Source organism: Paracoccus denitrificans (assembly GCF_900100045.1).
Lineage (GTDB): Bacteria > Pseudomonadota > Alphaproteobacteria > Rhodobacterales > Rhodobacteraceae > Paracoccus > Paracoccus denitrificans.
Window position 1 is genome coordinate 1 of sequence record NZ_FNEA01000057.1, and the last position, 12,459, is coordinate 12,459.

Annotated in this window: 12 protein-coding genes and 1 pseudogene; 8 read left to right on the forward strand and 5 right to left on the reverse strand. The window is 63.3% G+C overall.

The annotated features are described in order from the left end of the window. From BLT64_RS27865 to BLT64_RS27545, 4 genes and pseudogenes are all read right to left on the reverse strand, one after another. On the reverse strand, positions 1–268 hold a 268-nt coding region (locus BLT64_RS27865), incomplete at its 3' end, for an IS66 family transposase zinc-finger binding domain-containing protein (protein WP_371862691.1). Positions 269–347: 79 nt separating this feature from the next. After that, positions 348–590, reverse strand: a pseudogene (locus tag BLT64_RS27870) (transposase domain-containing protein); the annotation flags it as partial. Positions 591–648: 58 nt separating this feature from the next. After that, the gene (tnpB, locus tag BLT64_RS24920; protein ID WP_011749831.1) at positions 649–996 is read right to left on the reverse strand and encodes an IS66 family insertion sequence element accessory protein TnpB; all 348 of its coding nucleotides are present in this window, start codon (positions 994–996) and stop codon (positions 649–651) included. Continuing rightward, on the reverse strand, positions 993–1,379 hold the full coding sequence (locus BLT64_RS27545; RefSeq protein WP_232290606.1) for an IS66 family insertion sequence element accessory protein TnpB: 387 nt from the start codon (positions 1,377–1,379) through the stop codon (positions 993–995). Before BLT64_RS27545 ends, tnpB begins: the two co-directional genes overlap by 4 nt. On the opposite strand from BLT64_RS27545, the gene BLT64_RS24930 reads away from it, so the two are divergent. The 3 genes from BLT64_RS24930 to BLT64_RS24940 are packed head-to-tail and all read left to right on the forward strand — an operon-like array spanning position 1,329 to position 4,434. After that, positions 1,329–3,188 (forward strand): tape measure protein, encoded by a 1,860-nt coding sequence (locus tag BLT64_RS24930; RefSeq protein ID WP_041530366.1) that lies wholly within the window; start codon positions 1,329–1,331, stop codon positions 3,186–3,188. The genes BLT64_RS27545 and BLT64_RS24930 overlap by 51 nt on opposite strands. Further along, positions 3,188–3,850, forward strand: a complete 663-nt coding sequence (locus tag BLT64_RS24935) for a hypothetical protein (RefSeq protein ID WP_011749833.1) — start codon at positions 3,188–3,190, stop codon at positions 3,848–3,850. The genes BLT64_RS24930 and BLT64_RS24935 overlap by 1 nt, the downstream gene beginning before the upstream one ends. After that, a complete protein-coding gene (locus BLT64_RS24940) occupies positions 3,850–4,434 on the forward strand; it encodes a YqhG/Tai3 family protein (protein WP_011749834.1) in 585 nt (194 codons plus the stop codon). Before BLT64_RS24935 ends, BLT64_RS24940 begins: the two co-directional genes overlap by 1 nt. Positions 4,435–4,443: 9 nt before the next feature. On the opposite strand, the gene BLT64_RS26665 is transcribed toward BLT64_RS24940, so the two are convergent. Then, entirely contained in the window at positions 4,444–4,704 is a 261-nt protein-coding gene (locus BLT64_RS26665) for a hypothetical protein (protein WP_011749835.1), read from the reverse strand. A 107-nt stretch (positions 4,705–4,811) separates the two neighbouring features. On the opposite strand from BLT64_RS26665, the gene BLT64_RS24945 reads away from it, so the two are divergent. The 5 genes from BLT64_RS24945 to BLT64_RS24965 form a co-directional block, all read left to right on the forward strand. Next, positions 4,812–5,207, forward strand: a complete 396-nt coding sequence (locus BLT64_RS24945) for a hypothetical protein (protein WP_011749836.1) — start codon at positions 4,812–4,814, stop codon at positions 5,205–5,207. Next, positions 5,207–7,291 (forward strand): phage tail protein, encoded by a 2,085-nt coding sequence (locus BLT64_RS24950; RefSeq protein ID WP_011749837.1) that lies wholly within the window; start codon positions 5,207–5,209, stop codon positions 7,289–7,291. Before BLT64_RS24945 ends, BLT64_RS24950 begins: the two co-directional genes overlap by 1 nt. Before the next feature lie 59 nt (positions 7,292–7,350). After that, positions 7,351–9,408: an SGNH/GDSL hydrolase family protein gene (locus BLT64_RS24955; protein WP_011749838.1), complete on the forward strand. Its 2,058-nt coding sequence runs from the start codon at positions 7,351–7,353 to the stop codon at positions 9,406–9,408. Positions 9,409–9,473: 65 nt separating this feature from the next. Then, positions 9,474–9,797 carry a hypothetical protein gene (locus BLT64_RS24960; RefSeq protein ID WP_011749839.1) on the forward strand — a complete coding sequence of 108 codons (324 nt, stop codon included), beginning with the start codon at positions 9,474–9,476 and terminating at the stop codon, positions 9,795–9,797. Next, a partial coding sequence (locus BLT64_RS24965) for a hypothetical protein (RefSeq protein WP_074810747.1) occupies positions 9,797–12,459 on the forward strand: 2,663 nt, incomplete at its 3' end. The genes BLT64_RS24960 and BLT64_RS24965, both read left to right, overlap by 1 nt.

The window sequence follows — 12,459 nt, forward strand, 5'->3', positions numbered from 1 at the left end:
GATGATCCGCATACTTGCTGACCAGCACATGGGTCAGGAGACCCGGCCCAGGGCGCCCGCGTTCGATGGGGCGCGAGGGCAGCGGGGCCTGCACGAACCGTTCGCAGCAGGTGCAGGTCTGGCGGGGCCGGACAATACGGTTCACGATGAAGCGGCCCGGCACATACTCCAGCTCTTCGTTCGGCACGGCCCTCGGACCGGTGGCGGGCTCGTGCCTCACCATCCTCGCCGATCCGGCGCAGGCGGCCGCCGCAATCGGCACAGGCATCGGCGCCGGGCGTCAGTTCCACTTCCATCCGCGGGATGTGGTCCGGGATCGGACGGCGCCTCGGTTTGTCCTTCTCCTCGATGTCCGGCAGCTTCATCCGGGCCGTCATCGCGGCGGCGGCGATCTCGCTGGTCTCCAGCGCCAGTTGCAGCTGTTCCGCCGTCTCCGACGAGGCCCCGAACCGGTGCGCCCGATGGCCTGCCAGTTGGTGGCGCAGCTTCTCGATCAGGATCGCCTGCGCCTTCACCTCGGCCAGAAGCCGCGCGGTGAAGCTGCGCAACTCCTCGGGGTCTTCCGGCAAGGTCAGGGTCTGACTGAGCATGCGGGAAGTTTATCCCACGGGATTCCTTGTGGGAATCCTTCTCTTGTAGGGCGTTCGATTACCCGGCTGCCAGAGGCCGCCACGTCCGCTCAGGAGCCCGCCAGTCGATCCCTTCCAGCAACATCGACAACTGCGCAGGCGTCAGCGCGACCTTGCCCTCTTTGGCCGAGGGCCAGACGAACCGCCCCTTCTCCAGCCGCTTCATGAACATCCAAGCCCCTTGCTCGTCCCACCAGATGACCTTCACCAGATCGCCACGACGGCCCCGGAACACGAACAGATGCCCGGCAAACGGGTCCTGCTTCAGCACGGCCTCGGCCTGTGCCGCCAAGGCCGCAAAGCCCTTGCGCATGTCGGTGACGCCTGCCGCCAGCCAGACCCGTGTGTTCGCCGGAACCGGGATCACATCGACAGCCCCCGGATCAGTCGCGCCAGCGCCTCAGGATCATAGCTGCCGCTGATCCGCATCCGGTGACCGCCCGCCAGCTCGATCTCGATGTGGTTCTCGGCGGCAGGTGCCGCCGGGGCAGACCTGGTCTCCGCGACGATCTCTACCGGCAGAAAGCGCGCCGCCTCTGCTGGGGGCGCAGCCGAGGCGGGGTCCGGCGCATAACGGGGATCGCGCAGCCACTTGAAGATCAGGTTCGCGTTAGCGGATTGCTTGCCGGCGGCGTTGCTGCACAGCAGGTGCGGCAGTATATGCGCCTTGCCGATGCGGCCACCCAGATGCAGAACTCCTTGCGCGTTGCCGGCCTTGAGGGTGCGGAACTGTCGCGCGTCTATGACCAACTGTTCCGGTCGGCGCAGAGAAACTCGGCCCCTATCAATTCTCTGGTCGATCTTTATTCCAAACTGGCCTTGACCCAAAAGGAATTGGGCGTCACCGGGGACGATCTGATCCGGTTTACGGATGGGATCGCGGTCGCACTCAAGGTGGCCGGGACTGATGCAGTCAGCGCCAGCGGGTCGCTCTTGCAGCTTTCGCAGGCGCTCGGCGGTGGTGTGGTCCGGGCCGAGGAATTCAACTCGATTCTTGAAGGAACTCCGACGATTGCGCAGGCCGTGGCGCGCGGCTTGAAAGAGGCGAATGGTTCCGTGGCCGAGCTTCGCAAGCTGGTGGTTGACGGTCAGGTTTCCAGCACTGCATTTTTCCGCGCTTTCGAGGCTGGATCGGGCGAGTTGCGCCGGCAGGCTGAAACGTCGCAGACCACAGTCGGGCAGGCGTTCACGCGGCTCGGCAACAGCCTTGTGACTGTGGTGGGCGAGTTTGACAAGGCAACGGGCGCGTCGGCAGCCCTTGCCGAGGGTATCAGCAGCTTGGGTTCCGGTCTGGATCGGTTCGACGCCGAAGGGTTTATTTCCCAACTCCAAGACATCGCGGATGCCATTCGTGATGCTGATGAGGCCGGCAGAGACTGGCTGAACTCAATCGGGAATTCCGACCTTTTCAAGAGCGATACCGATGCGGAAGAATGGTTCAACAGGGTCACGAACCCGGATGTAGGAAAGGCCCAGGACAAGATCGATCTGCTCGAACGCGAGATCGAAACCCTCCAAGCTGCCATAGAGAACAATACCCAGATGGGCTTCGACAACAGCGAGGCTCTGTCCCGTTTGGCAGAGGTCCGCTCGGAACTTGCCGCCGTGCGCGCCGAAGCCGCCGCGCTGCCCTCGTATTTCCCTGGGGCCAACATGATGAGCACCGGGACGTTCATCGGCTTGGATGGCTACACCCCGCCGCCGTCTGCGCCAAGTGTCGAGCCGGTCAGCATTGCCGATCACCCAGCGGCGCCCGGCAAGGGCGGCTCCAAGGGTCGCAAGAAGGGCGGATCTGGCGGCCGCAGCCGCAAAGAGCAACTGGATGACTACGCCAAGGAGGTAAAGGCAATCCGTGAACGCACTGCGGCTCTGGAAGTCGAGGCTGCGTCTCTGTTGCTAGTAGCGGAAAGCGGCGAGGATTATGGCGATGCGCTGGAATATGCCCGAAAGCGCGCCGAACTCCTGCACGCTGCCCAGAAGGCCGGCAAGCAGATCACCCCGGAATTGAGCGCGGAAATCGATCAACTCGCGCAATCCTATGTCACTGCCGGTCTGAACGCCGAACAGGCCGCCGAGAAGCTGGACCAGATCAAGGGTGCGACCGAGCGCGGCAAGAATGCGCTGGAAGATATGTTCGGTTCGATCATCGACGGGTCGGCCTCGGCTAAGGACGCGGTGGCTTCTCTTCTGGCCGAGATTGCCAAGGCCCAGATCATGAAGGGGATTCTTGGCCTGCCGGGCATGGGAAGTCTTTCCAGCACCATCGGCGGGCTGTTGTCCTTCGATGGAGGCGGCTTCACGGGCCACGGCTCGCGCAGCGGCGGCATCGATGGCAGGGGCGGCTTCCCCGCGATTCTACATCCCAATGAGACGGTGATTGATCATACACGCGGGCAGGGCGGCAGCTCCCCCAAGATCACCATCAACAACAACGCTCCAGGCGCGGTGGTGTCGGCTGACTACGCGACCAAGGACGAAGTGATCCTGACCGTCTCGCAGGCTATCGCCTCGAACAATCGGCGCCAGTCAGACCAGCAATATCTCAGGGGTAGCCGCTGATGCAGGTATCGTTTCCGTTCCCGGTCAAGCTGCAATCCTCGGTGCCGAAGCTTGAGGGGCTGCGCTTCCAGCCCTTTACGAACATCGACAGCGAGACCTTCGCCAAGCCGGCGCTGAATGGCTTCTGGCGGCTGGACATGACGGTGCTGGCCCATGACATGCAGTCGCATCTGGCCCTGTCGTCGTTCGTGACCCAGATGAGCGCGGCCGGCACCACCTGCGTTGTCCCGGTCTGCACGCAATGGCGCCCGAACGACCAGAACGGCCGGCGGCTGACCGGCTGCGACATGGCTCCGGCCTATACCTTCGATCATGTCGGCTTCCTCGGCGAGCCCTTCGACGGCTTCACCCTGCGCGCGGCAGCGGCTCACCGGGCCAGCTATATCGACATCGACAAGCCGGCCATGTCGCAACTGTGGCCGGGCCATTTCATCAGCCTGGGCGACCGGCTGCACCAGGTGGTCAACACTACCTCAATCGGGGAGAGCGAGACGGCGATCCGAGTTTCGATCATGCCGAACATCCGCGAAGCGCAGCCATCCGGGACGGTGGTGATCGTGGATCAGCTACGGCTCAAGGTGATGATGGAGTCCGGCGACCAGATCGGCCTCGGGACGGGGCGTTTCCGTTCCTCGGCCCTGTCGCTGGTGGAGGCGTTCTGATGAGCATCCACGACATACCGGACGAGGTGCTGCGCCGGGGCGTCACCGGCTGCACGATCCTGTGCCAGATGGATTTCAAGACGAACCCCAAGAACTGGTGGCTCGGCTATGGCCCGCTGACCGCTGGCGGGGTCGAATATCAGGGCACGGGCGACGTGATCCAGATCAGCGCCATGGAACTGACCTACGGCATGTCGGCGGGAATGGTGCGGTTCACCATCCCGAACGCCTCGCCCGAGATGATCGCGCTCTGCGACGATCAGGGCGCCGAGGTCAACGGGCGCCGGGTGCAGGTGCTGTATCAGCTTTTCGCAACGGACGAGCGCGACGGTGAGCACCGGGGACGGCTGATCGGCGATCCGATGAGCGTGTTCGTCGGCCGCATGAAGGACATGACCAGCACGTCCAGCGCAGACGCCCGCACCATCGAACTGGAATGCTACGGGCGCATGTCGCAGCAGGGCAAGCCGCCTTACGGGCGCTGGACCCACACCGACCAGCAGCGCCGCTATCCGGGCGATACCGGGTTGGAACTGCTGGCAACGCTCAAGGACAAGGCAATCACCTGGGTGCCAGGAAGCTAAAGGAGATCGTTATGAAATATCTTCGCCGTCTATCACCTCTGCGGCTCGTCGCAAAAATTGAACAGCGGATTGCCGAGCGAGTGCTTCGGCGTCTCGAAGAGTTGTCGTATCTCCGAGGCGGACGATAATCGTCAATTCCGCCGAACCGTGGCCGTCAGACAGTTGAGGGTCTTTGGTTTCGACGTAGAATCTCGCCCTGCGCAATCCTGGGTCGATGTGTTCGCGCACCGATGAAATATCCGGTCCGATCCCTTCAAGTATGATCTTCATTGCGGTTCCTCCCTCCCCGCAACCGTAAGCGGCGGCTGGACGATTCGCCTATCCAGAACAGATGAGAACTCGGCTCCACCTCGGTGGGGATTTTTCATGAGGTCCGCATGATCCGCCCCGCCACGATGCAGGACGTTCCCCGCATCATCGACATGATCGGACGGCTTGTCGTGTCAGTGAACGGCCCGCAGCGCGCGGACCGCCTCTGGACCGGCGAGACGCTGGCCCGGCTGATCCACGATCCCCGAGGCGTGGTCCTGGTATCGGGTGGCGGGTTCATCGCGGGCTGCATCTCGGAAACGGTCATCAGCCCAGCTCCGGTGGCAATCGAACTCGGCTGGTATGCCGAAGATCGATCCGGGCTGGCCCTGCTGCGGGCCTTCGAGACCTGGGCAGAGGGGCAGGGTGCAACCCTCGTCAAGATGACCTGCAACGGCGGCGGGGCGCAGCGCATCCTTGAGCGGTCGGGATACCGGATCGCTGAAATCCAGATGGTGAAGTAATGGCGGTTTTCAGCACTATCGCGGCATGGGTCACGGCCGGGTTCAACGCCATCTTCGCCAATGCGCTGGTGGCTCAATTCGGCTTCTATGGCGCGGCCGGCATCGGCATGGCGGTGGGGCAGGTGGCAGCGGCCGCCATCGCCATCGGGGTGTCGCGGCTGCTGGCGCCAAAGATCAACATCCCCGTTTCGGAAATCCAGGCGGTCATCAACCAGACCGAAGCGGCGCGGCGGATCTATGTCGGCAGGAACCTTGCCGGCGGCATCCGGGCATTCTTCCACACCAAATCCGGGACGCTCTATCAGCTGGTCGTGGTCAATCACGGCCAGATCAACAGCTTCGTGGCCTTCTGGATCGACGGGGAGCCGGTCACGCTCGATGGCAACGGCGTTGTGACCAGCACCGACAAGACCGGCTTCGTCACGGTCAGGACGCGCAACGGCTCGGGGCAGGGCGGAAACTACGGCATCCTGTCCAGCGCGTTCCCGGCGACGTGGGACGCGTCCCGACGATTGCAAGGGCAGGCGACGTTCCTGGTCACAGCGAGGGCGCCCAAGGCCGAGGACTTCGCCAAGGTCTTTCCGAAGAGCTACAACACCACCTATCAATGGGTTATCGAGGGGCAGGCGATCCATGATCCGCGCAGCAACACCTCGGCCTACGGCGACAATGCGGCGCTGGTCATCGCGCATTACCTGACCCATGCGGACGGCTACCGGCTGGCGTCGGGCGAGGTGGACTGGCCCAGCGTCGAGGCCATGGCCGATGTGGCAGACTTGCCGATCACGCAGAAGGCCGGGGGCACGTCGCCGAACCTGCGGCTCTGGGGCTACTGGACGCTGGACGAAGGCCCGGTCGATGTGCTGGACCGCATGCATGCCAGCAGCGGCATCCGGGCCTATGAGACGCAGGACGGCAAGATCGGCCTGATCGGCGGCAGCTTCGGCACGCCGGCCACCACGCTGACGGCCAAGGACATATCGTCCATCGTGACCAGGGAGGCGATCAACGAGCGCGAGGGCTATAACGTCCTGATCCCGTTCTTTCTGAGCGAGGATCAGTCGTTCACAATTACCGAACTGGAGCCGTGGCGGGATGAGGATCGGCTGGCCGAGGAAGGCGAGGTATCGGCCGAATACCGCATGGAGATGTGCCCGAACCAGTCGCAGGCGCGGCGGCTGGCGAAAAAGCAGATCCACGACGACAACCGCGCCACGGTCGAAATCGTCACCAACCTTGTCGGCCTGAAGGCGCGCTATCCGCGCTTCGCCGGCCAGCGCCATACCATCCTGCTGGACTACCGGCCCGAGGATGGCAGCGGGCGGCAGATCGTCGGGGAATACGAGGTGCTGAACCACCAGTTTGACCCGATCAATCTGGAATGCCGGATCGAACTGGCGAAGGTGGATCGCGCATCCGAGGCATGGGATCCCGAAGAAGAGGGCGAATTGATCGTCGCGCCGCCCACCCCGGAACTGGACGGGCCGCCCGAACTGGATGCGGTGGTGACACAGCGCATCGTCAATACCACCGGCACCTCGGCGCAGGCGGTGATCGAGGTGGCTGCGGTGCCGATCCCGGACCGGGACGATCTGGAAGTGCAGGCCGAATACAGCATGGTCCTTCCCGAGGCAGGGACATGGCGGAAAATGGTATCGTCGGGGTTGATCGCTACGTCTACTGCGGTCAATGACGGGGCAACCTATGCCGTGCGCGCGCGATGGAACGGGTCGTTCGAGGGCGTGGACGAATGGGAGAGTCTTGGCAGCATCACCATCCAGGTTGACGCCACCCCGCCCGGCCAGCCTACCGAACTGATCCCGTCGAACGGATCTGGCTATGTCCATCTGTCGTGGCGCAACCCGACCGGCGCCTTTGCCCGCATCAGGATCTACCGCAACGGAACGAGCGATTTCGGGACCGCGACTATGATCGGCACCACCGGCGGCGCCTCGGGCCAGATCAGCGAATACCAGGACGACACGATCAGCCCGGCGACGACCTATTACTATTGGGTTGTCGCCGCCAACGTCTCCGGCGTCGAGGGCACGCCGGCCGGGCCTGCGAATATTACCACGCCCTGACTTGACAGCACATCAGCGACCTAGGATCGCTTTGGCGACCCCTTTGTATTGGAGGCGAGATGCCCGAGAGTTTTGAAGAAAAGGTCAACCGGGTTCTGCGCGACCATGAGGGTTTCACCGGGGACGGGCGCGGCGGCGTTGGCGATCTGCCCGTTGGTGACAGGTCCACCGCCAGAAAGCCCATCGACAAGCGCGGCCTGCGGGAACTGTTCCTTGCTCCGGTTGGATATGCCGCGCTGGCAGAGGCGGCGGCGGATCGTGCCGCGCTGTATGATGGATTCTGGATAGACAGCATCCCAGACCTGCGCGTAGATACCAGCTTGTCCTATAGCGGCGACGGCGCGGTCTCTGTTGGCGGATTTGTCGTTACCCGAGATATGGGCGCTGTGTTCCGCGTTCTGTCGTCCTCCGCAACGAGGCCGCATCTCGTTACGGCCGGCGGTGTCAAGCTGGAAGTGGCATACTGGCCGCGCGATGATCGGGGCGCGCTTGCAGAGATTGGCGTGCGGGCGCAGAACGGGCAGGCGGTTTATCTAGCCGGCTATGGGGATAGCACGGTCGTAGGAACGGACAGCACTGAGACCTACAACAACTGGCCGAACCGTCTGGGCAGCATCCTTCGGGCAATGACTGGAAACGAGAGCGTCACCGTTTATAACTGCGGCGACAACGGCAAGCGGGTATCGGACTGGTGGGCGTGGGACAATCTTGCGGCAAAGATTACCACCCCGTATCCGAATACGCAGTATGTGCTGACCTGCTGGGGCACCAACGATATCAAATATGACGGGCTGCCCGACTGGAACCCGGCGCTGTTCAAGTCGCGCTATGCCGCCCATATCAACCAGATCCGCCTTGCTGGCATGGTTCCTATCATGGTCACGCCGTGGCCGGTTTCGGCGGCTCCGATGCGTCCTCTGGCGACCTATCAGGGCGAATTGCTTAATGCGGTTCGCGAACTGGCCGACGAACTGATGGTCGATTTGATTGACACGAACGCCATGCTGAAAAACTGGCAGCGTGACCGCACCGACCAATACCGGGTCGGTGACCAGCAATCGGACGGCGTGCATTATACCGATGTGCCGCACATCCTCATCGCCGGATATATGGCTCGGCTGATTTACCAGCATCGGGTGATCGACGTGCGGCACGGTTCGCGCCTCGGGCCGCAGGATGCAAAATTCTCGGCTGATGTGACGGTTGCCTACAACCGCAATATGAGCAACGCTTGGGGGTTCTCGGCGCAACTTACCGCTGCGGCTGCGGTTCCGATGGCCGCCGAAATCTGGGTCTGGTCGGATCGCGCCCGGAAGGCCGTCTATGTCAGCCCGGACAGATCGGTTGTCTCGGGCGGAAACCCGGCATTCGCCTATGTCGGCCTTGCAGGAACCGGGACCGATGCGGGGGTTGAAATTGGATTCGGCAATGCGGGGGTCACGACCACCGAACGGCCGGCCGAGAACCATATCTATGTGAATGAACTGCCGTTCGGCTTGTCACGGCTGCGCTTCCGGGCCTCCGGGGCCGGAACGGTCGAATTTGGCGGATGGCTGATCGTGGATCAGTTCGACCCGGTTTCTGTTTCCGCTTATTCCATTGCATCGGAACGTCAACTGTTCCTGCCCGAGTTTGCGGATAGTCGCCCCGAGGTGGTTCCGAAGGCCGGCGCGATTACCAATCTTGCCTTGATCGGCAACATTCCTGTCGGGTGGGGTGTCGTGATCGGAACCCAATACGTCTACGCCAATGATTCGAACACCGGGCCGTCGCGCCGCAAAATGAGCATCGTCGCTCTGCGCGCGTCCTCAGGGGCCGATATTCTGCGGGTGCTAAGTGGCGCGTCCGCAGGTGTGTTCGCCGCTACCTCGATCAAAACCAGTGGTTCCGGGTCGTGGGCGGGGCAGATCACGATCCATTGCACCACTGACGGCAGCGGCAATGCCGATATTCAAGTGCGGGCGGACGGAGCGATCATCGCCCGCCACACCAATGGCGGCACCGATCCGTTCATGTCACCATATGGCCGCATGGGCGGCCTCTACCGGGATAATACTCTGGTCAGCGATCCGGGCGGACGACAGGCCGTCGCCACGCTGATCCCGATGCCGACCTAACCAACCCCGCCATCAGACTATGACCGGGCCCGCTTTTGGCGGGCCTTTTTTGCATGGAGTGACGCATGCAGGTAGCACGCATCAAGCGCGGCGCCACATTCAAAGCCACCCTCATTTTCGATGAGGATGAATGGGGCGCAATCCATCCGTGGGACAGTATCGAGGCCGATGTAGGGATCTGGGGCCGCCGTCAACCCTTGACCATCAGCGTCGATGATGTCGGAAAAACGATCACGGTAACCTCTGAAACCGATGATTGGCTTCTCACGGAGTCGGGAAAAGTTCCGCCTTACAAATTTGACGTGTGGGTAATCAAAGGCGGTGAAAAGCTGCCCATTCCCGCTTCGGTCAATATCCCGCTGCATACTATCGAGGGGGTCACGCACTAATGCAGATCATAATCTGGGGTGCCGACCAGCAGGTCACCGCCGTTAATGTGCCGCTGATCAACCTGCCTATCCCGAATCTGTCGGAGATGGCCGCATTGCAACAGCAGGTTGCGGAGGACGCGCAGGCCGCTGCGGATTCTGCCGCGACCGTGGCGGGCATGCAGGACGATATTGACCTCGCTGTCGAGGTTTCAGGCGAGGCCGACGCCAAAGCCACCGCCGCGCAACTGCCGCCGTTCGTGCCCTTCGCGACCCGCGCCGACATTGCGCTGACGAACCTTGGCGACGTGCGCCGCATCAGTGTTGCCGGCGTCGGCGATTACCGTCAGGCAGTCGGCCCCATCGCCTACACCCCGGCTGCCATCTCGGCCGATGGGATCATGCTGGTCCCGGATGGGCCGATCACTCCGCAGCATTTCGGGGCGCGGGCGGATCTGGAATACGAGTTGCAGCAGATCCGGGGTTCGGGCGGGGTCCTGACCGACGCTTATGGGCTGGTTCGCACGGGCGGGACCAATGACCGGGCTGCCATCGTCGCCGCCGATTTCTACGCTGCCCTGATGGATCAGCCGCTGGTGTTCCCGCCCGGCCGCTATTTCATCGACGGCACCATCCGGCCGACCACGCGCTGGCTATCCGAAGATGATTTTGGCGCGGTCCTCTGGCTCAACTACAACGAGGACGAGACGGGCCGGTCCACCTCGGGGCTTGAGTTCTTCAAGAGCGGCACCGGGCTGGGCGTGATCGGAAACCACGGGTTCCGCCTGATCGGGCAGTTCTCGCGCACGACGCCGAAAGAGGGCGGCAACGGCCAGCTTGGCACGGTCTGGCGCATCAACGACTACTACATGCCGCATGAACAGCCGGTGCTGGTCGGCATGCATATCCGGGCGAAGGTGGTGCGCGCCGCACTGCAACGCAACGAGAGCGGCACCATCACCCAGCGGTCCATCCCCTCGATCCAAGGGGCCGTTATGGCCGGGGTCGAGCATTCCTATTTCGAAATCGGAGTGTGGGGCCGGACCAACGTCGCCAGCACGGCGCCGCTGCTGGTCCATTGGGGCTGCCGCTACGCCCCCGAGAGCCTGGACGACACGCTCGGGCCTGACAAGACGCTGGCACGGATCATCGAAACCTACCACGCCTGCTGGATCAAGGTCACTTACATCACGCCGCTGGATAATCGGGACGGGCACAATTTCTTGCAGCCGTTCGATCTGGCCTGCACCGGCCCGGCCGATGTTTACGGCGTGGATAGCATCGGCTTGGCCGGCGGCGCGACCGGGGTCAACTTCGGCGGGGCGCTTGGGTCCATCTCCTGCGGCGATATCTGCGACGCCTATGCCATCCCGCGCCACAAGGCGGTGCTGTGGAAGGGCATCAACATCTACAGCCCGAAAGCTTCCGGCGTGAACTCGGCCCTCGGGTCAGAACAGCTTTACATCAAGGGCATGGGCACGGCGAAATATCCGGGCGACGTTGAGCCGGGCACAGATCTGCCGATCCAGCGCCAGTTGCGCGCGGAAATCAACGTCTACAATCCGCAGTGCAGCTATGCCGAGGACGCCGTTCCCGGCGATCAGCGCACCGCCTTCATCGACACGGTGTTCGGCAGCGTCACCATCCAGAACCTCAGTTCGTTCGGTGCACATCGCGCCATCGAAATCGAGGATACCTGGGGCCGGGTGCTGGTGGACGGCGTGTCAGGCGACGGCGCCACGCTGGTCAACTTCGCCGGGTCGGTCGATCTGCTGGATCAGCGTATGGACCGCCGCAACGCCCAGAACGCCGGGGACAGCAGCAACTATGCGTTCGGCTGGGGCAGCCCGAACAGCCGGGCGGTGGAGATTGCCGGCGCTCTGACCACCATCGGCACGGTGGCGGCGGACCTGACCATCTCGGACAACATCATCCCGCTTGCCGCGCCCACCTCTGCGCAGGTGCCCACGGGCGTCAAACTGCGCATCGGCAATCAGGTGGTGCAGTCCACGCGCATGCATCGCGTCGGGGCCGTGCAGCTATCCGTCACGCCGCTGTCGGCCCCCATCCTGACCGGCGCCACCGTCATCGCGGATCGCCGCTCCAAGGTCGGCAGGTTGGAACTGGCAACGCGGTCCAGCTTCCATGCGCTGGACGTCAACAACAGCGACGTGGCCGACCTGGACATGACCCGCATGGCCTATGCCGGCCGCAATGCCGTTCGGCTGCGCGGTGACAGCGTGGTCACGGTCAACGGCGGGCGCTTGCCGATCATGGGCCGGGCAGGGGGTGATATGCGCACCTTCCGCGCCGAGGGCACGTCCCGCGTCAACCTGAACGGCGTCTACATTCCTGATAACCCGGCCATCACGACGCATGTCGCCCTGATCGGCGGCGCGTCCAGTTTGTCGGTGCGGGATTGCATCGTAGAGAACCCCGCCACCATCGTCGCCTATGGCTCGCGCGGGCAGGTGTCGTGGGCCGGCAACCGCAAGCCGGACGGTAGCAGGGCTGTCTGGGGCGGCTACGAGGCCACCTGGACCCCGTCTCTGCTGATCGGCGGTGTTGATGCCGGGATCACCTACGGAACGCGGCAAGGCAGCTTTGTCGTGCAGGAAGATGGAATGGTGACGGTGCGGTTCGACTTCACCTTGACCAGCAAGGGCACGGAGACGGGCATCCT

Bases quoted from the DNA above. Each gene is read 5' to 3' on its own strand.
- BLT64_RS24935 (WP_011749833.1), top strand. From the start codon at position 3,188: ATGCAGGTATCGTTTCCGTTCCCGGTCAAGCTGCAATCCTCGGTGCCG.
- BLT64_RS24940 (WP_011749834.1), top strand. From the start codon at position 3,850: ATGAGCATCCACGACATACCGGACGAGGTGCTGCGCCGGGGCGTCACC.
- BLT64_RS26665 (WP_011749835.1), bottom strand. From the start codon at position 4,704: ATGAAGATCATACTTGAAGGGATCGGACCGGATATTTCATCGGTGCGC.
- BLT64_RS24945 (WP_011749836.1), top strand. From the start codon at position 4,812: ATGATCCGCCCCGCCACGATGCAGGACGTTCCCCGCATCATCGACATG.
- BLT64_RS24950 (WP_011749837.1), top strand. From the start codon at position 5,207: ATGGCGGTTTTCAGCACTATCGCGGCATGGGTCACGGCCGGGTTCAAC.
- BLT64_RS24955 (WP_011749838.1), top strand. From the start codon at position 7,351: ATGCCCGAGAGTTTTGAAGAAAAGGTCAACCGGGTTCTGCGCGACCAT.
- BLT64_RS24960 (WP_011749839.1), top strand. From the start codon at position 9,474: ATGCAGGTAGCACGCATCAAGCGCGGCGCCACATTCAAAGCCACCCTC.